Here is an 18,368-nt window from a genome sequence, read left to right on the forward strand (position 1 = left end):
GGCCGGGCCGATCAGTGGCGTCTCGGCCTCGTAGAACCGGTCGCCGATCTTCGCTTCGTCGACGCCGCAGTGCGTGAAGAGCGCGAAGTTCGGCAGCGTCACCGGGGTGGGCGTCGGCGCCGGTGCAGCGGGCGGTGCGGGTTTCGGCTCGGGTGGGGCGGTCGTGAGGAGGACGATGACGCAGGCTCCCAGCACGGTGGCGGTTGCCGCGAGCAGCGGGGCGACCAGCCGTCGCCGGCGTGCGGGGAGCGGTGCGGGCCGGACGTCCACGGTGTCGGCGAGAGCGTGGAAGGCGCGGCGCAGGCGATCCTCGACGTGGGTCATCGGAGTTCTCCTTCCAGCTTCGCCAGCGCGCGGGAGGCGCAGGTCTTGACGGTGCCGCGGGAGACGCCGAGCGTGTCGGCGATCTCGGCTTCGGACAGGCCGGCCCAGTACCGGAGCACGAGCACCTCCCGTTGCCGTCTCGGCAGCCGGCGCACGGCGGCGAGCACTTCGCGGTGCTCTTCGCCGAGCAGGACGCCGGTGTCCGCGGGTGGTACGTCGTCGCGGTCGCCGGGCCGGTGCCGCAGACGCCGTGCTGCGCGCCGGTGCGCGGAGCGGGCGCCGTTGACGACCGAGACGCGAAGGTAGCCGCCCGCGCCGGCCGGGTCGTCGAGCGGCCAGCGGCGGACGAGCGCGAGGAAGGCGTCCTGCACGACGTCTTCGGCGAGCCCGCGGTCGCCGAGCAGCAGCACGGCGAGCCGGACCAGGCCGGGGCGGTGCGCGCGGAAGAGTTCCGCCGGGTCGACGGCGGTATCGGTGCCCAGGGTGACCTCCTTTACCAGGTACACGCCGGGCACCGGGCCTAGGTTGACAACGCCACCAGTGCGGTCGCGACGGCGGCTTCGACACCGGCGCCGAGGACGTCGCCGGTGATGCCGCCGAGCCGTTTGGTGCACCGCCACAGGAGCGCTCCCGTGACGGCGTAGGCGAGGGCGACCGCGAGCGGGCCGCGCCACCACGGCAGGCCGGGCAGCAGCGCGGCCAGCCCGGTGGCGGCCAGGCCGACGGCGATCGCGGCGGGGCGGGGCACCGAGCCGGCGACGGTGGCGCCGAGCCCTTCCGGCCGGGCCGTCGGAACGCCGCGCGCGCACGCCATGGAGAGCGTGCACCGGCCGACAAGGACGCCCGCGGCCGCCGTGAACGGGTTCGCGGCGGTCAGGGCACCAACCTGAACGAGGAGGACCAGAACGAGAGTGGCAACCCCGGTGGGGCCGGAATCCCCGCGGCGCATGACGTCGAGGGCTTTGGCGCGGTCGTAGGAGGCGCCGAGGCCGTCGGCGGTGTCGGCGAGCCCGTCGAGGTGCAGCCCCCGGCTGCCTAGCGCGACGGCACCGAGGGCGAGCGCGGCGGTGGCCAGAGAGGGCAACCCGGCGGCGTTCCCCGCCCAGACGATTCCCCCGGCCGCGGCGGCCAGCGGGATCGCCGCGAGCGGGGCGAGCACCATGGCGCGGCCGGCGACCTGCCGGTCGATGACGCGCGGCGCCGGGACGGGCACGGTGGTCAGCGTCCCGGCGGCCATCCGCGCGGCGTCGGCCCACCGGCTCATGCCAGGTCGGCCAGCAGTCCCATGTCGGCCAGGATCGCGCGGGCCGCTCGCAGCGTCGGGACGGCCTGCACCGCTCCGCTCCCTTCGCCGAGCCGCAGGCCGAAGTCCAGGATCGGCTCCAGGCCCAGGGCCTTCAGCGCGAACGCCTGTGACGGCTCCGTCGAGCGGTGGCCGGCCAGCCACCACTGCTCGGCTCCGGGTGCGATGTCCCGGGCCACCACGGCCGCGGCGCCCGAGAACACGCCGTCCAGCAGGACCGGGATCCCGAGCACCGCCGCTTGGACCAGGAAGCCCGCCGTGGCCGCGACGCACGCGCTGCCCAGGGCCGTCAGCCGCTCGAACGGGTCGTCCGTGCGGCCGGCCGTGCGGGTCAGGGCGGCCGCGACCGCCGCCGTCTTGCGGTCGAGGCCGGCCGCGTCGACTCCGGTGCCCGTGCCGACCACCTCGGCCGCGGGGAGGCCCAACGACGCTGCCACCAGGGCTGCGCACATCGCCGTGTTGCCGATGCCCATGTCGCCGGGGATCAGCACGTCCGCGTCGCGCTCCTCCAGGGCGATCGCCCGGCCCGCCTCGAACGCGGCCTGGGCTTCGCCCGGGAGCAACGCGTCCTCGACGTCGATCGAGCCCGATCCGCGGCGGATCTTGTGCGCGGTCACCGACGGCGGCACGTCCGCGCCGTCCCAGTCGACGGCGATGTCCGCGACCCGTACGCGTGCGCCGACCTGGGCGGCCAGCACGTTTACGCCGCTCTTGCCGGCCAGGAACACCCGCACCATCGCCGCCGTCACCTCGCGTGGGTACGCCGAAAGCGCCGACACGCCGTGGTCGCCCGCGAAGACGACCACGCGGACGTCGTCCAGCGGGCGTGGTGGCACCGTGCCGTGCGCCGCGGACAGCCAGGCCGCGATCTCCTCCAGCCTGCCCAGCGCGCCGAGCGGCTTGACCAGGCCGTCGAGGCGCTCCAGGGCGGCGGCGCGGGCGGAGGGGTCGGGCACGGGTACGTCGAACACGGGCGCCTCCTGGCTACAGGTCGAGCGCCCGGCCCGCGACGACCAGCACGACCCGGTCGGCGTCGGCGGACACCCGGTTGTTGAGTGCGCCCAGCACATCACGGAACAGCCGCCCGGACGACGTTGCGGGCACCACACCGCTGCCGACCTCGTTGCTCACCGCGACCACCGGCACCCGCGCTGCGGCCCAGGCGGCCAGGAAGTCCTCGAGCCGGTCGTCCAGGCGGTGCTCCCAGCCCGGCTTCTGGCGCCACGCGCCGACGTCGTCGAGCACGCGGGACAGCCAGGTGCCGAGGCAGTCGATCAGCAGCGGCTCGGTCGCCGTGCGCAGGATGCCGGCCAGGTCGGTGGTCTCGACCGTCTTCCAGTTCGCCGGCCGCCGTGCCTGGTGCGCGGCCACCCGCGCGGCCCACTCCGGGTCGTCTTCGCCCGCGGGCAGGCCCGGCGCGACGTAGATGAGGTGCGGGTGGCGGGCGACGAGCCGCTCGGCGTGCCGTGACTTCCCCGAGCGGACGCCGCCGAGGACCAGCACCTTGCCTTCGTCGCGCCCGTACCGGCGGAGGGCGCGAGCCAGGGTTTCGAGATACCCGGCGAGCCGGTGGGTCAGCTTCGTCATACCGGCATTCTGGTGCACGCGCTACCGTGCGCCACGTGCCACTCCGTCTAGGGACAACCACGGCCGGACTCGTGACCGGATACGTAACCGACGCTCTGTTCGGTGACCCCCGAACGGGCCACCCGGTCGCCCTCTTCGGTACCGCCGCGGCCCGTCTGGAACACCGTCTGTGGGCCGATTCGAAGCCGCGCGGAGCCGCGTACGCAGCGCTGTGCACCTTCGGCGCCGTCGGCCTCGGCGTCGTGCTTCAGACGGCGACGCGGCGACGTCCCTTCGCGCGTTACTTGCTCACCGCCGCGTCGACGTGGGTTGTACTCGGCGGACGCGGCCTTGCCGCCGAAGGCAGCGAAATGGCCCGGCTGCTCGAAGCAGGCGAAGTGCCCGCAGCGCGTCTGAGGCTCTCGCACCTCTGCGCGCGCGACGCGACGACGCTCGACTCCGCGGAGCTGACCCGCGCGGCGACCGAGTCGATCGCCGAGAACACCTCGGATGCCGTGGTCGCGCCGCTGTTCTGGGGTGCCGTTGCCGGGATGCCGGGTCTCCTCGGCTACCGCGCGCTGAACACGCTCGACGCGATGGTCGGCTACCGCTCGCCGCGCTACCGGCGCTTCGGCTGGGCTGCGGCGCGGGCCGACGATGTCGTCAACCTGGTGCCGTCGCGGATCGGGGCGGTGCTCACGGCGTTGTGCGCGGGTGGCCGGGCGCGGGAGTCCTGGCGGGTGTGGCGCCGTGACGGCAACCGGCACCCGAGCCCCAACGCGGGGCAGGTGGAAGCGGCGTTCGCCGGCGCGTTGGACGTCCGGCTCGGCGGTACGAACAGCTACAGCGGCGAGGTGGAGAGCCGGGCGCGGCTCGGGGATGGGCGCGAGCCGGAGCCGGTCGACCTGCGGCGCGCGGTGCGGTTGTCGCGTCGGGTGGGTGCCGCCGCGATTGCCGTGGCAGCGGTGGTGGCGGCCCGATGAGCGGGGTGCTCGTCGCGGGGACGACGTCCGATGCCGGGAAGAGCCTGGTCACCGCCGGGGTCTGCCGGTGGCTCGCGCGCCGGGGGGTGCGGGTGGCGCCGTTCAAGGCGCAGAACATGTCCAACAACTCCATGGTCTGCGCCGACGGGGCCGAGATCGGCCGCGCCCAGTGGGTGCAGGCGCGCGCTGCCGGGGTGGAGCCCGAGGCGGCGATGAACCCGGTGTTGCTGAAGCCGGGCAGTGATCGGCGCAGCCACGTCGTCGCGCTCGGGAAGCCGTTCGGCACGCTCGAAGCGGGGGAGTACGCCACCGGACGGGCCGGGCTGGCCGAGATCGCCTTCGGGGCGTTCGAGGACCTCAGCGCGCGCTTCGACGTCGTCGTCTGCGAAGGCGCCGGGAGCCCGGCGGAGATCAACCTGCGCGGCGGCGACTACGTCAACATGGGGCTCGCGCGCCGGTTCGGGCTGCCGGTGCTGGTCGTCGGCGACATCGACCGCGGTGGCGTGCTCGCGGCCATGTTCGGCACCCTCGCGCTGCTCTCCGCCGAGGACCAGGCCCTGGTCGCGGGCTGGGTGGTCAACAAGTTCCGCGGCGACGTCGGGTTGCTGCGGCCGGGGCTGGACAGCCTCGAGAAGGTCACCGGGCGGCCGGTGCTGGGCGTGCTGCCGTGGCTGGACCGGGTGTGGATCGACTCGGAGGACGCCCTTGCCGTGGCGGGCTGGCGCCGCGAAGTGCCTGGTGGTGGGCTCGGCGTGGCGGTCGTCCGGTTCCCGCGCGCGTCCAACGCCACCGACGTCGACGCGCTGGCCGCCGAACCCGGGGTCACGGTGACGCTCACCGCGGACCCGGACGTGGTCGCGGCGGCGGACGTCGTGGTGCTGCCCGGGTCGCGCGCCACCGTGGCCGACCTGGCCTGGTTGCAGGAGCGCGGTCTGGCCGCGGCGGTGACGGCCCGGGCCACCGCGGGCCGCCCGGTCCTCGGCATCTGCGGTGGTTACCAGATGCTCACGGAGTCCATTGTGGACGACATCGAGTCCGGCGCGGGCGAGGTGACGGGCCTCGGCTTGCTGCCCGGGCGGGTGACGTTCGCCGCGGACAAGGTGCTCGCCCGGCCCGCGGGAACGTGGCGCGGGCACCCGGTGGACGCCTACGAGATCCACCACGGCACGGTGGCCACGACGGCCCCGGCGGAGTCCTTCCTGGACGGTCAGCGGGCGGGGGCGGTCTGGGGCACGATGTGGCACGGAGCCTTCGAGAACGACGCCTTCCGCCGCGCGTGGCTCACCGAGGCGGCGGCGCAGGCGGGCGTCGGGTGGGCGCCGGCCCCGGACGCGCCGGGGTTCGGCGCGCTGCGGGAGGAAATGCTGGACAAACTGGCGGACGCGGTCGACGAGCACCTCGACACGGCGAGGCTGCGGACGCTGCTGGAGCGCGGGGCACCGCCGGACCTGCCGTTCATCCCGCCGGGCGCGCCTTAGCCCGCCGGGGTGGAGCCGCCGCCTCACGGTGTGCCGCCGGTGGCTGGTTCGCGGTCGCGTCCCTGCCGATCGCCGGTGATCAAGACCCGTGCGATGCCGAAGCCCACCCCAGCACCACTGATCCCGAAGCCCGGCGTCGGAACGCGACCGCGAACCCTCCGGCTCAGGCAGCTACCGCGGTCCGGCGGTTGAGCGCCTTCTCCGCGAACGCGCCGAACGTCAGGCCCAGCGCCAGCCACAGCGTCGCCTGCGTGCCGACCGATGCCGTGCGGAAGCTCCACAACGTCGAGGCCGGGAACGTCGGCGGGACCTCGTCGACCGACGGCAGCAGCCAAGCCACGATGCCGATCACGACGACGTAGGCCGCCGCCGCCAGGAGGAAGCCGTTCCAGGCGCCGAGGCGGTCTGCCAGCTTGCGGCCGAACACCGTGGCGAGAATTCCCACCAGCAGCGACACCGCGACGAAGCCGAAGTACAGCTCGGTGCGGGAGCCGATCGTGCCCGGCTGGCCCACCGCGGGCGGGTTGGCCGGGTACTTCAGGAACGGCACCAGGAACACCACGGTGAACGCGCCCGCCGTGAGCAGCAACGCCGTCAGGCGGGGACGCAACGCGCCGAGCCGGCCCTGCGCGAACGCGAAAGCCAGCGAGAGCAGGCCGCCGATGGCGACGCCGTACACGAGCACGCCGGTCAGCAGGCCGAGCGTGCTCTGGATGTCCCGGGGGACCAGTTCCTCCTCTTCCGCGGCCGGAGCGGGAGGGGCATCGGAGGTTTCATGGGCGTGCGAGTGGCCGGACTCCTCGAGGCCGATGGCCGCGTTCACCGACGGCTCACCGAAGGCGTAGGCGAACCCGAACGCGAGCACACCGGCGATCAGGCCCGCGAGCATGCCGCGGACCAGCAAGGTCTTCATCATGGGAGCGCGTGCCCGCCGATCAGTGGCAGGGGAAGGCCAGCAGGTGCCGGCCGTCGTGCACGAACTCGTGGACGTACATGTTCGCGAAGACCGCCGTCGCGCCCTGCTCGGCGCTCACGAAGTACAGCGCGATCAGGGCGAGGAGCACCACGAACACCGCCCACGGCACGATCTCACGGATCGGGATGCGGATCGAGAGCGGAACGGCGGGAGCTGCCGTCTGGGTCATGCGTGGCCTCCTCGGGCTTTCGCGGCCTCATCGGGGTCGGTCACGAGGGTCCGGGTCTGGCTTCCCCCTGGCGGGGGTCACAGTGGCGCGACCGCGCGGACTTGCACCGCGTTCCGGAATCTCCTCGTCTGGCCGGTTGAGCGTAGGTCCGCCATTCCGCGCCCGTCAATGAGGCTTGTTCAGCCGTCGGCCGCCGCATGGCATCCGTGGTGCCCCGCGACCTGCGCGGGGGGCGCGGCGGCCTAACCAGAACAAGCCTCAAATGTGACAATGCCGCGGTGACTCGAATGGTGGCCGCCCTGGATGTGGGCGGGACGACGATCAAGGCGGCGCTGCTCGACGAGGAGCTCCAGCCCAAGGCGGCCTTGCGCGCGGAGACGGCCCGCAGCGCGGACGGGACGGCGCTGGCCGCGCAGACCGTGGACATCGTGGCCGCGCTGGCCGAGCAGGCGGGCACCGGGCAGCCGGCCGCGGTCGGGGTGGTGGTGCCGGGGATCGTCGACGAGGAAACCCGCGTCTGCCACTTCTCGGCCAACCTCGACTGGCGCGAAGTCCCGTTCGGTGAGCTCCTGGAGGACCGGCTCGGGCTGCCGGTCGCCTTCGGGCACGACGTCACCGCGGGCGGCATCGCCGAGTTCCGCGTGGGCGCCGGGCGCGGCGCGACGAACGCGGCGTTCATCCCCGTCGGCACCGGGATCGCCGCCGCGCTGCTGCTCGACGGCCGGATCCACCGCGCGCACGGGCAGGCGGGCGAGGTCGGGCACATCGACGTCGGCCACGCCGGCAAGTGCGGCTGCGGCGCGACCGGCTGCCTGGAGGCCATCTCGTCGGCGGCCGCGATCGCCCGCCGCTACACCGAGCGCACCGGGCGCCCGGCCGACGGCGCGCGCGAGGTCGTCGAGCTGGCGCGACGTGGTGACGAGGTCGCCGTCGCCGTGGTGCAGGACGCTCTCGACGGGCTCGGCCACGGCATCCGGACGCTGCTGACGCTGCTCGGCCCGGAGGTGATCGTCCTGGGTGGCGGCCTGTTCACCGCGGCCGACTACGTGCTGGAGCCGGTGCGCGAGTGGCTGGCCGCGCACCTGACGTTCCAGAAGATGCCGGAGCTGCGGATCGCCGAGCTGGGCGACGAAGCCGGGCGGCTGGGCGCCGGGTTGCTGGCCTTCGACCTGCTCCGGGCCTGAGCCGGCCGGAGGCCACCGCCACGGTGGCCTCCGGCTCGGTCACAGGGCGCGCAGGAAGGCCAGCGACGGCATGAAGAAGTACTCGCCGCCCCGCAGCGTCACCGACTGCGGCACCGGGCCGGCCGTCCGCTGGGCGGAGCCGCCCCAGTCCACGGTGTAGTCCGAGGACCCGCGCTCGCCCTGGCCGATCACCGGATCCAGGCCCGGCGTGACGCCGTCGACGATCGGGAAGCCCGGGTTGTCCGCCCAGATCGCCTGGGTGAATTCGAACTGGTTGCCCAGCACCGAGTTGAAGGCCATGAACAGCAGCCCGACGCCACCGCTCGGCCGCGCCGCGGGCGGGACGTCGGCGTTCGGGTCGTCCGGGCGTTCGCCGTAGGTGACGCCGCGGCGGGCCATCAGGTGCCGGCGCTCGTCGGCCGGCTCTTCGGCGCCGCCGGAGCCGCGCGGGTTCGTCTTGCGGATGTGCGCCTGGAACGGGCACTTCAGCGCGGCGCGGTCGCTGTCGTAGGTGAAGTTGTTCGACACCGGGCTTTCCGCGCCGTCTTCCCGCTGGGTGGTCAGCGGCGTGCCGTCCTCGAACCGGCCGATGATCATCGCGCCGGCCCGCTCGCGGTCTTCGCCGGTGAGGCCGAGCGTGTCGGCCAGGTCCTCTTCGGCCTGCTTGAACCGCCGGACGTTCTGCTCCAGTTTGCGGAAAACGAAATAGCTGCCGAAATGCACGCCGGGATCCGGCGCCGCGGGGTCGGGAACCAGCACCTGCTCCAGCGGTGACGCCGGGTTCCAGACGTTGATTCCGTCGGTGTTGTTCTTCTCCGCGTCGACGTCTTCGGTGAGGAACAGCGGCTGGCTGCGGCCGTCGACGTACCCGAAGTGCTCGATGCCCTCGCCGCGCGCGTTGACCCGGCCGAGGCCGGTCTCCTCGGCGAGCACGGTGGCCGAATCCGGCAGCAGGCCGAGGATTTCGTTGCGGCGCGCGGCCATCGCCTTGTCGGTCGCGTCCCCGACCAGGACGACGGCGTGGATTTCGCTGCGGTAGCCCGGATCGAACGTCGAGCGCGGCGGGTCGTTCAGCCGCTGCCGCGTCTGCGGTGCCGTCATCCCGCGCAGGAACGCCTCGTCCTGCGGGAAGTTCTCGACGCCGAGGGCGCGGTAGCCGGCCGCGGTGAGCCCGACGCCGACGTACGGCGTTCCCCCGCCGGAATCGGCCTTGAAGGCGCTCACCTCGTCGAGATGTGCCTTGGCGGACTTCATCTTCCCGGTGACCGAGACGAGGAACGCCCGCGCCTCCGCCGCGTCGCCGAAGGCGAGGAACAGGGCGGACAGGTGATCGCGGACGTGGGCCTTGAGGATGTTCGGCTGCAGCTCGCCGAGCATCGTCGCGGCGTCGCCGGTCGCCGTGGTCCAGGACAGCGTGGTGGACAGATCGACACTCATTCGGGTCCCCTCCCCTTGTGAAAAAGCCCGCCTCTCGGCGGGCACCCGGCCGGCCGGACTCCCCCCTCGGCCGACCGGGTCCCCTGAATACAGAGTGCAACGCCGGAGGCGGTCGAGGCCACCCGATTGCCGGATTCACACGAAAGATTAAGTTGAGCGTGAAACAGTTTCCGACCGGAAACAAAAAGGGCTACTCGGGTTCCCCTTGAGCGTCCACGGAGGGACGGGGAAATGCGCGCCGGTAATCGCCCGGTGACACGCCGAGTTGCTTGAGGAAGTGGTGCCGCAGGTTGTTCGCGGTGCCGAGGCCGCTCAGCGCCGCGACCTTCTCCATCGGGAGCCCGGTCGATTCCAGGAGCGTCTGCGCGCGGGCCAGGCGCTGGTTGAGCAGCCACTGCAGCGGCGTCGTCCCGGTGGCGCGCCGCAGCTGCCGGTAGAAGGTGCGCGGGCTGACCGCGGCCCGGCGGGCCAGGTCCTCGATCGTCAGGGGCCGGTCGAGGTGCGCGCGGGCCCAGTCCAGCACCGGCGCGAGACCCCGGTCGTCGGTGGCGGGGACGGAGAGGTCGACGAACTGGGCCTGGCCGCCGGGGCGGTGCGCGGGCACGACCAGCCGGCGGGCCAGCTGGTTGGCGACGTGCGCGCCGAGGTCGCGGCGGACGAGGTGCAGGCAGAGGTCGAGGCCGGCGGTCATCCCGGCGCTGGTGAGGACGTCGCCGTCGTCGACGTAGAGGACCGAGTCGTCGACCCGGACCGCCGGGTGGCGCTCGGCGAGCTGGGCGGTGTGCATCCAGTGGGCGGTGGCGCGGCGGCCGTCGAGCAGTCCGGCCGCGGCGAGCGCGAAGGCGCCGGTGCACAGGGACACCATCCGCGCGCCGTTGCCGTAGGCGGTGCGCAGGGCCGCGACCAGGTCCGCGGGCACCGGCACGCCGTCTTCCACGCAGGCGTCGGGGACCGAGGGCACGATGACGGTGCCGGCGCCTTCGAGGTCGTCGAGCCCGTACGGCGTCCGCAGGGCCAGGCCGGGACCGCTCGGCGCCGGCGAGCCGACGCCGCAGATCCGCAGGTCGTACCAGGGATCGGCCAGGTCGGGCTGCGGGACACCGAACACGGTGGCCGCGATGCTCACTTCGTAGAGATCCCAGGTCCGGAGCCCGATTTCCGCGGGCACGACCAGGGCGACGGACCCGGCGCTCATGGGTCCGATCGTATGGCAGGAATTTGGTGCCGGGCGTCAGTGGTGCCACTGGCCGGTGCCCCGCCCTCGCTGCGAATCTGGCGGCCGATGATCACCGGCGTTTGGGGAGCAGGGGAATGAAGCAGTCTGTGACGGTTCTCGGCCTGGGGGCGATGGGTTCGGCGCTGGCCGGGGCCCTGCTGGATCGCGGTCACGCGGTGACGGTGTGGAACCGCACGACCGGGAAGGCGGCGTCGCTGGTGGAGCGGGGAGCGCGGCTCGCGGCCACGCCCGCGGAGGCGATCGCGGCGAGCCCGCTCGTCGTCGCCTGCGTGCTCGACTACGCCGTGCTGCCGGCGGTGCTCGGCGCGGAGTCGTTGAGCGGCAAGGATTTCGTGAACCTGACGTCCGGTTCGCCGGAGCAGGCCGAAGAAGCCGCCGGGTGGTTCGGCGCGCGGGGTGCCGGCTACCTCGACGGCGCGATCATGACCACGCCGGAGGGGGTCGGCTCGGCGGAGGTGATGTTCCTGTACAGCGGGCCGCGGCCGGTGTTCGACGCGCAGGAACCGGTGCTGGCGGCGCTCGGCGACCCGGTGTACCTCGGGGCGGACGCGGGCCGGGCGTCGCTGTACGACGCGGCCCTGCTGGGCCTGATGTGGTCGGCGATGGCGGGCTGGCTGCACGGCGCGGCCCTGGTCGGAGCGGAGAAGACGACGGCGGCCGAGTTCACGCCGGTGGCGATCCGCTGGCTGGGGACGGTGAACCGGTTCTTGACGCGGTACGCGGACCAGGTCGACGAGGGGCGCTACCCGGGCGACGACGCCACGGTGGACGTGCAGGTCGCGGCGATCGGGCACCTCATCCACGCGGCCGAGGCGCGCGGGGTGGACAACGCGCTGCCGGAGTTGCTGAAGTCGATGCTGGAACGCGCGAGCGCGGCCGGGCACGGGTCGGACAGCTTCGCGAGCCTGATGGAGGTGTTCGCGGGCCGGGTGGCGGCGAGGTAGGGAAGCGGGGCGGTCGATAGGCTGCCGGGCCCGGCCGACTCAGCGCGCTGCGGGGCCGCTGGGAGTGCCGGGGCTGTTTCGCCGTCAGTCCGCCTGGCGCGGCGGCGAGGTGAATCAGCCGAGGGTGGTGGTTGCCGCCAACAGCTCGTCCAACGCTTCGCGGACCAGCTCGGTGAACTCCCGTTCGCTGTCCGGGGCGACCCAGCGGGCGAAGCCCGTCGAAAAGGCGAGCCCCCCGATCTCCGCGGCCAGGGCGGCCGTCGGGTCCGGGACTCCGCGGGCGCGTAGGGCATCAGCCATCGCGGCCCGCAACGTCGCCAGCTTCAGCAGCTCGCGCTCGCGCAGGTCGGTGTGGCCGGCGACCACCGCTCGGACCTGGCGGGCCCGGGCCCGCCGGTGCGGTCCCATGGCGGCCGCCGCTGCGGTCAGCGCCACCGCTACCGCCTCTGCCGGGCTGGCCGACGCTGGCGCGTCCGCGATCGCCTCGGCGAAGATCCGGCTCAGCACGTCCTGGCCCGCGAAGAGCACTTCGCGCTTGTCGCTGAAGTGGCGGAAGAAGGTCCTCTTCGTCAGCCCGGCCCGCTCCGCGATCTCGGCGACCGTCACGCTGTCGTACCCGCGCTCGCCGAACAGGTCGAGCGCGGCGTCGAGCAGGCGCTCGCGCGTGTTCGGCTCCCAGCGGCTCATGACCCCAGCCTAGGCGATGACACCTGGTGTCATCACGGTGCTATCGTGATGACACCAGGTGTCATCACGAACGGGAGAAGCTCATGCGTGTGTTCGTCACCGGCGCGTCCGGCTGGATCGGCCGGGCCCTCGTGCCCGAACTCCTCGAAGCGGGCCACGAGGTCGTCGGGCTCGCCAGGTCGGACGGCTCGGCCGGCACCGTCGCGGCCATGGGCGCCGACGTCCTCCGCGGCGACCTCACCGACCTCGACGTCCTGCAAACCGGCGCCGAGGGGGCCGGAGGCGTCGTCCACCTCGCCTTCGGGCACGACTTCGGCCGGATGGACGACGCGATCCGGACCGACGCGGCCGCCGTCGCCGCCATGACCGGCGCCTCGGCCGGCAAGCCCTTCGTCGCCGCCTCGGGGACGCCGATGGTGCCCGGGCGTCCGGCGACCGAGCGGGACGACTCCCTCTTCGCGGGCCCGGTGGCCGGCCGGGGAGACATCGCCCGTGCCGTCCTGAAGACCACCGAGCAGGGCGTCCGCGCGTCGCTGGTCCGGCTGCCGCGTTCGGTCCACGGCGAAGGCGACGCCCACGGCCTCATCGCCCGCCTGGTTGCCCTGGGGCGCGAGAAGGGCATCGCGCCTTACGTCGGCGACGGGACGCAGCGCTGGCCCGCGGTGCACGTCCTGGATGCCGCTCATCTCTTCCGGCTCGCGCTGGAGCAGGCTCCCGCCGGTGCCGTGCTGCACGCCGTCGGCGACGGAGGCGTGCGGATCCGGGACGTCGCCGAGGTGGTCGGCCGCCGTACCGGACTACCGGCCACGTCCGTGACCGCCGAAGAGCTCGGCTTCCTCGGGGGCCTGCTGGCGCTCGACCAGCCGGCTTCCTCCGCGGCGACCCAGGAGTCGCTCGGCTGGCGGCCCACGCAGCCGGGGCTGCTGGACGACCTCGAAAAGGGTTACTACGACTGAGAAGTGGGACAGCGCCGGCGGAGGTGGCGACGATGACACCTCCGCCGGCGCCGGGTCTTACGCGATCGGCCGGTCCGTCGGCGCGATCGGGCGGGGCAGGACGTCGCGGCCGGTCAGGTAACTGTCGACGCCGGCCGCGGCGCTGCGGCCCTCCGCGATCGCCCAGACGATCAGGGACTGGCCGCGGCCCATGTCGCCGGCCACGAACACGTTGTCCAGGCTCGTCTTGAACGCCTTGTCGCGCGCCACGTTGCCGCGCGCGTCCAGCTCGACGCCCAGCTCCTCGAGCAAGCCCTGCTTCTGCGGCCCGAGGAAGCCCATCGCCAGCAGGACGAGCTGGGCGGGCAGCTCGCGTTCCGTGCCTGGCACCGGGACGAACTTGCCGCCCTCGTTGCGGACCTCGACCAGCTTCAGCGCACGCACCCGGCCATCGGAGTCACCCAGGAATTCCTGCGTGTTCACCGCGTAGAGCCGTTCGCCGCCCTCTTCGTGCGCCGAGGACACCCGGTAGATCATCGGGTACGTCGGCCAGGGGTGCGCGTCCGAGCGCGACTCCGGCGGCTTCGGCATGATCTCCAGCTGCGTCACCGACCGCGCACCCTGGCGGTGCGACGTCCCGACGCAGTCCGCGCCGGTGTCGCCACCGCCGATGACCACGACATCCAGGCCGGCGGCAGAGTACGGCGACTCCGAAAGCTCGCCCGAAGCGACCCGGTTGGCCGGCGGCAGGAACTCCATCGCCTGGTGGATACCGTCGAACTCACGGCCGGGGATCGGCAGGTCGCGCCAGTCGGTCGCGCCACCGGCCAGCACCACGGCGTCGTAAGCCAAGAGCTCGGAAACCGGCAGGTCGACGCCGACGTTCACCGACGTCCGGAACTCCGTGCCCTCGGCGCGCATCTGGTCGAGCCGCCGGTCGAGCCGGGACTTCTCCATCTTGAACTCGGGGATGCCGTAGCGCAGCAGCCCGCCGATCTTGTCGGCCCGCTCGAGGACCACGACGCTGTGGCCCGCGCGCGTGAGCTGCTGCGCCGCGGCAAGACCCGACGGGCCGGACCCGACGACCGCGACCTTCTTGCCCGTCTTCACAGTGGGCGGCTGCGGAGTCACCCAGCCTTCGTCGAAGGCCCGGTCGATGATCGAGATCTCGACCCGCTTGATCGTCACCGGGTCGTCGTTGATCCCGAGCACGCACGCCGTCTCGCAGGGTGCCGGGCACAGCGTCCCGGTGAACTCCGGGAAGTTGTTCGTCGCGTGCAGCCGCTCGATCGCCTGCTGCCAGTCCTCGCGCCAGGTCAGCGTGTTCCACTCCGGGATGAGGTTCCCGAGCGGGCAGCCCTGGTGGCAGAACGGGATGCCGCAGTCCATGCAGCGGCCCGCCTGCTTCTGCAGCTTCATGGTGGCGAAGTCCTCGTAGACCTCTCGCCAGTCCATCAGCCGGAGGTCGACCGGACGCCGCTTCGGCTCTTCGCGGGTGGTGGTCAGAAAGCCCTTGGGGTCAGCCATGTGCGGCCTCCATGATCGCCTCGTTCACGTCGCGCCCGTCGCGCTCGGCCTGCACCTGGGCGGCGAGCACGCGCTTGTAGTCCTTCGGCATGACCTTCCCGAAGCGGTCGACGCCCGCGTCCCAGTCGGCCAGCAGCTCCCGCGCGACCGCGGATTCCGTTTCGTTGTAGTGCTTCTCCAGCGTTTCCCGCAGGAAGTCCGCGTCCTCGGAGTCGAGCGGGTCGAGGTCGACCATCTCCGGGTTGACGCGGTGCGCGGGCAGGTCCAGCACGTAGGCGATGCCGCCGGACATGCCGGCCGCGAAGTTGCGCCCGATCGGGCCGAGCACGACCATCCGGCCGCCGGTCATGTACTCGCCGCCGTGGTCGCCGACGCCCTCGACGACGGCCAGCGCGCCCGAGTTGCGCACGCAGAACCGCTCGCCGACCTTGCCGCGGATGAAGATCTCGCCGCTGGTCGCGCCGTAGCCGATGACGTTGCCGGCGATGATCTGCTCTTCGGCGACGTACTGCGCTTCCCGCGGCGGCCGCACGATCAGCCGTCCACCGGAGAGGCCCTTGCCGACGTAGTCGTTGCCGTCGCCGTAGAGCCGCAGCGTGATGCCCTTCGGCACGAAGGCGCCGAACGACTGGCCGGCCGTCCCGGTGAAGGTGACGTCGATGGTGTCGTCGGGCAGGCCTTCGCCGCCCCACCGCTTGGTCAGCTCGGACCCGAGCATGGTGCCGACGGTCCGGTTGACGTTGCGGACCGGCAGTTCCAGCCGCACCTTGTCGCCGGAGTTCAACGCACCTTCGGCCAGCTGGATCAGCGTGTTGTCCAGGGCCTTCTCCAGGCCGTGGTCCTGCAGCGTCTGCTGCAGCCGCAGGCCGGCCGGGGCCATGTCCGGCACGTGGAAGATCGGCGACAGGTCGAGCCCGGACGCCTTCCAGTGCTCGATCGCCTTGCGCTTGTCGAGGAACTCGGCGTGCCCGACGGCTTCGGCGATGGACCGGAACCCGAGCTCCGCCAGGTACTCGCGCACTTCCTGGGCGATGAACTCGAAGAAGTTGACGACGTACTCGGCCTTGCCGCTGAACTTCTCGCGCAGCTTCGGGTTCTGCGTCGCGACGCCCACTGGACACGTGTCGAGGTGGCAGACACGCATCATGATGCAGCCCGACACCACGAGCGGCGCGGTCGCGAAGCCGAACTCCTCGGCGCCGAGCAGCGCCGCGACGATGACGTCCCGGCCGGTCTTGAGCTGGCCGTCGGTCTGCACGACGATCCGGTCGCGCAGCCGGTTGGCCAGCAGCGTCTGCTGCGTCTCGGCCAGGCCGAGCTCCCACGGGCCACCGGCGTGCTTGATGGACGACAGCGGCGACGCGCCCGTCCCGCCGTCGTGACCCGAGATGAGCACGACGTCCGCGTGCGCCTTGGAGACGCCCGCCGCGACCGTGCCGACGCCGACCTCGGACACGAGCTTCACGTGGATGCGCGCGTTCGGGTTGGCGTTCTTGAGGTCGTGGATGAGCTGCGCCAGGTCCTCGATCGAATAGATGTCGTGGTGCGGCGGCGGCGAAATCAGGCCGACACCCGGCGTCGAGAACCGCGTCTTCGCGATCCACGGGTACACCTTCGCGCCGGGCAGCTGCCCGCCCTCGCCGGGCTTCGCGCCCTGCGCCATCTTGATCTGGATGTCGTCGGCGTTGACGAGGTACTCGCTCGTGACGCCGAAGCGCCCCGAAGCGACCTGCTTGACCGCGGAGCGACGCTCCGGGTCGTACAGCCGCTCGGCGTCTTCGCCGCCCTCACCGGTGTTGGACTTGCCGCCGAGGCGGTTCATCGCGATGGCGAGGGTCTGGTGCATCTCCATCGAGATCGACCCGTAGGAGATGGCGCCGGTGGCGAACCGCTTGACGATCTCCGAGACCGGCTCGACCTCCTCGATCGGCACCGGCGCGCGCTTGCCGTACTTGAAGTCGAACAGCCCGCGCAGCGTCAGCAGCTTCTCGGCCTGGTCGTCGACGGCCTTCGTGTACTCCTTGAAGATCTCGTACTTGCCGGACCGCGTGGAGTGCTGGAGCTTGAACACCGTCTGCGGGTTGAACAGGTGCGGCTCGCCTTCGCGCCGCCACTGGTAGTCCGCGCCGGTCTCCAGCTCGCGGTGCGGTGCGTGGAACCCGTCGGCCGGGAACGCGTACTTGTGCCGCTTCGCGACCTCGTCGGCGAGCGTCTCGAAGCCGACGCCGCCGAGGCTGGACGTCGTGCCGGTGAAGCAGTTTTCGATGACCTCTTCGCCGAGCCCGATGGCTTCGAAGATCTGCGCGCCGGTATAGGACGCGACGGTCGAAACGCCCATCTTGGACATCGTCTTGCGGACGCCCTTGCCGAGCGCCTTGATCAGGTTCTGCGTCGCCTGCTTCGGCGTCACGCCGGGGATCAGGCCGCGGTGGGCCATCTCCTCGACGGTCGCCATCGCCAGGTACGGGTTCACCGCGGCCACGCCGTACCCGATGAGCAGCGCGATGTGGTGCACCTCGCGCGCGTCGCCGGCCTCGACGATGAGACCGACCTGCGTGCGCGTCTTCTCGCGGACGAGGTGGTGGTGCACCGCGCCGGTCAGCAGCAGCGACGGGATCGGCGCGTGGTGCTCGTCGACACCGCGGTCGGACAGCACGATCAGCCGGGCGCCGTCCTCGATTGCCTCCGACACCTCGGCGCGGATCTCGTCCAGCCGCTTGACCAGCGCGTCGCCGCCGCCGTGCACGTTGTACCGGCCGAGCACGGTGACCGCCTGGAACTCCGGCAGGTCGCCGTCGTCGTTGACGTGCACCAGCTTGGCGAACTGGTCGTTGTCGAGCACCGGGAACGGCAGCACGATCCGGCGGCAGCTGGCCGCGTTGCCCTCCAGGAGGTTCGGCTCGGCGCCGATCTGCGTGCCGAGCGCGGTGACGAGCTCCTCGCGGATGGCGTCCAGCGGCGGGTTCGTGACCTGGGCGAACAGCTGGATGAAGTAGTCGAAGATCAGCCGCGGCCGGCTCGACAGCGTCGCGATCGGCGAGTCGTTGCCCATCGAGCCGATCGGTTCCGCGCCGGTGCGGGCCATCGGCTCGAGGATGGCTTCGAGCTCCTCCTCGGTGTACCCGAACGCCTGCTGGCGGCGCACGAGGGCGGCGTGCAGCGGGACCTCGCGGTCGCGCTCGGGCAGGTCTTCGAGGTGCACGAGCCCGGCGTCGACCCACTCGTCGTACGGGTGGGCGGTGGCCAGCTCGGTCTTGACCTCTTCGTCCTCGATGATCCGGCCTTCGACGGTGTCGACGAGGAACATCCGGCCGGGCTCGAGACGTCCCTTCCGGACGATCGTCGCCGGGTCGATGTCGAGCACGCCGACCTCGGAGGCGAGCACGACGAGGCCGTCGTCGGTCACCCAGTACCGGCCGGGGCGCAGGCCGTTGCGGTCGAGGACCGCGCCGATCTGGCTGCCGTCGGTGAAGGCGACCAGCGCCGGGCCGTCCCACGGTTCCATCAGCGTCGAGTGGAACTCGTAGAAGGCGCGCCGCGCGGGGTCCATCTCCTGGTGGTTCTCCCAGGCCTCCGGGATCATCATCAGGACGGCGTGGGGCAGCGAGCGGCCGCCGA

The 18,368-nt window shown here is 72.5% G+C and carries 17 protein-coding genes; 5 read left to right on the forward strand and 12 right to left on the reverse strand.

The annotated features are described in order from the left end of the window. From ACWDN5_RS40280 to ACWDN5_RS40300, 5 genes are all read right to left on the reverse strand, one after another. Nucleotides 1-324: hypothetical protein (locus ACWDN5_RS40280; RefSeq protein ID WP_449679974.1), on the reverse strand; the 324-nt coding region annotated here is incomplete at its 3' end. Continuing rightward, nucleotides 321-839 carry an RNA polymerase sigma factor gene (locus ACWDN5_RS40285; RefSeq protein WP_449679975.1) on the reverse strand — a complete coding sequence of 173 codons (519 nt, stop codon included), beginning with the start codon at nucleotides 837-839 and terminating at the stop codon, nucleotides 321-323. The genes ACWDN5_RS40285 and ACWDN5_RS40280, both read right to left, overlap by 4 nt. Nucleotides 840-844: 5 nt before the next feature. Next, complete coding sequence (locus ACWDN5_RS40290; RefSeq protein ID WP_449679976.1) at nucleotides 845-1,588, reverse strand: adenosylcobinamide-GDP ribazoletransferase; 744 nt, start codon at nucleotides 1,586-1,588, stop codon at nucleotides 845-847. Beyond that, the gene (gene cobT / locus ACWDN5_RS40295; protein ID WP_449679977.1) at nucleotides 1,585-2,598 is read right to left on the reverse strand and encodes a nicotinate-nucleotide--dimethylbenzimidazole phosphoribosyltransferase; all 1,014 of its coding nucleotides are present in this window, start codon (nucleotides 2,596-2,598) and stop codon (nucleotides 1,585-1,587) included. Before cobT ends, ACWDN5_RS40290 begins: the two co-directional genes overlap by 4 nt. Nucleotides 2,599-2,611: 13 nt before the next feature. After that, entirely contained in the window at nucleotides 2,612-3,214 is a 603-nt protein-coding gene (locus tag ACWDN5_RS40300; protein ID WP_449679978.1) for a bifunctional adenosylcobinamide kinase/adenosylcobinamide-phosphate guanylyltransferase, read from the reverse strand. A 35-nt stretch (nucleotides 3,215-3,249) separates the two neighbouring features. On the opposite strand from ACWDN5_RS40300, the gene ACWDN5_RS40305 reads away from it, so the two are divergent. Further along, nucleotides 3,250-4,176, forward strand: coding sequence for a cobalamin biosynthesis protein (locus tag ACWDN5_RS40305; RefSeq protein ID WP_449679988.1), 927 nt, complete (start codon nucleotides 3,250-3,252; stop codon nucleotides 4,174-4,176). Continuing rightward, nucleotides 4,173-5,654 (forward strand): cobyric acid synthase, encoded by a 1,482-nt coding sequence (locus ACWDN5_RS40310; protein ID WP_449679979.1) that lies wholly within the window; start codon nucleotides 4,173-4,175, stop codon nucleotides 5,652-5,654. Before ACWDN5_RS40305 ends, ACWDN5_RS40310 begins: the two co-directional genes overlap by 4 nt. Nucleotides 5,655-5,817: 163 nt before the next feature. Here ACWDN5_RS40310 and ACWDN5_RS40315 read toward each other — a convergent pair whose 3' ends face one another. After that, nucleotides 5,818-6,570: a CbtA family protein gene (locus ACWDN5_RS40315; protein ID WP_449679980.1), complete on the reverse strand. Its 753-nt coding sequence runs from the start codon at nucleotides 6,568-6,570 to the stop codon at nucleotides 5,818-5,820. Between the two features lie 19 nt (nucleotides 6,571-6,589). After that, complete coding sequence (locus tag ACWDN5_RS40320) at nucleotides 6,590-6,799, reverse strand: CbtB domain-containing protein (RefSeq protein WP_449679981.1); 210 nt, start codon at nucleotides 6,797-6,799, stop codon at nucleotides 6,590-6,592. Between the two features lie 287 nt (nucleotides 6,800-7,086). Here ACWDN5_RS40320 and ACWDN5_RS40325 point away from each other — a divergent pair, with 287 nt between their 5' ends. Beyond that, the gene (locus ACWDN5_RS40325) at nucleotides 7,087-7,983 is read left to right on the forward strand and encodes an ROK family protein (RefSeq protein ID WP_310971376.1); all 897 of its coding nucleotides are present in this window, start codon (nucleotides 7,087-7,089) and stop codon (nucleotides 7,981-7,983) included. 39 nt (nucleotides 7,984-8,022) lie between these two features. Here the strand turns inward: ACWDN5_RS40325 and ACWDN5_RS40330 are convergent, their stop codons facing one another. Both ACWDN5_RS40330 and ACWDN5_RS40335 read right to left on the reverse strand, forming a co-directional pair. After that, on the reverse strand, nucleotides 8,023-9,420 hold the full coding sequence (locus ACWDN5_RS40330; RefSeq protein WP_449679982.1) for a Dyp-type peroxidase: 1,398 nt from the start codon (nucleotides 9,418-9,420) through the stop codon (nucleotides 8,023-8,025). 190 nt (nucleotides 9,421-9,610) lie between these two features. Then, nucleotides 9,611-10,615 carry a helix-turn-helix domain-containing protein gene (locus ACWDN5_RS40335; protein WP_449679983.1) on the reverse strand — a complete coding sequence of 335 codons (1,005 nt, stop codon included), beginning with the start codon at nucleotides 10,613-10,615 and terminating at the stop codon, nucleotides 9,611-9,613. 116 nt (nucleotides 10,616-10,731) lie between these two features. On the opposite strand from ACWDN5_RS40335, the gene ACWDN5_RS40340 reads away from it, so the two are divergent. Further along, nucleotides 10,732-11,601 carry an NAD(P)-dependent oxidoreductase gene (locus tag ACWDN5_RS40340; RefSeq protein WP_449679984.1) on the forward strand — a complete coding sequence of 290 codons (870 nt, stop codon included), beginning with the start codon at nucleotides 10,732-10,734 and terminating at the stop codon, nucleotides 11,599-11,601. A 114-nt stretch (nucleotides 11,602-11,715) separates the two neighbouring features. Here the strand turns inward: ACWDN5_RS40340 and ACWDN5_RS40345 are convergent, their stop codons facing one another. Then, nucleotides 11,716-12,288 carry a TetR/AcrR family transcriptional regulator gene (locus ACWDN5_RS40345; RefSeq protein ID WP_310971222.1) on the reverse strand — a complete coding sequence of 191 codons (573 nt, stop codon included), beginning with the start codon at nucleotides 12,286-12,288 and terminating at the stop codon, nucleotides 11,716-11,718. Between the two features lie 83 nt (nucleotides 12,289-12,371). Here ACWDN5_RS40345 and ACWDN5_RS40350 point away from each other — a divergent pair, with 83 nt between their 5' ends. After that, nucleotides 12,372-13,244, forward strand: coding sequence for an SDR family oxidoreductase (locus ACWDN5_RS40350; protein WP_449679985.1), 873 nt, complete (start codon nucleotides 12,372-12,374; stop codon nucleotides 13,242-13,244). Nucleotides 13,245-13,301: 57 nt separating this feature from the next. On the opposite strand, the gene ACWDN5_RS40355 is transcribed toward ACWDN5_RS40350, so the two are convergent. Beyond that, the gene (locus tag ACWDN5_RS40355; protein ID WP_449679986.1) at nucleotides 13,302-14,750 is read right to left on the reverse strand and encodes a glutamate synthase subunit beta; all 1,449 of its coding nucleotides are present in this window, start codon (nucleotides 14,748-14,750) and stop codon (nucleotides 13,302-13,304) included. Beyond that, nucleotides 14,743-18,368, reverse strand: a 3,626-nt coding sequence (gltB, locus tag ACWDN5_RS40360) for a glutamate synthase large subunit (RefSeq protein ID WP_449679987.1), incomplete at its 5' end; no start/stop codon positions are given. The genes gltB and ACWDN5_RS40355, both read right to left, overlap by 8 nt.

The organism is Amycolatopsis sp. NPDC003731, assembly GCF_053586895.1.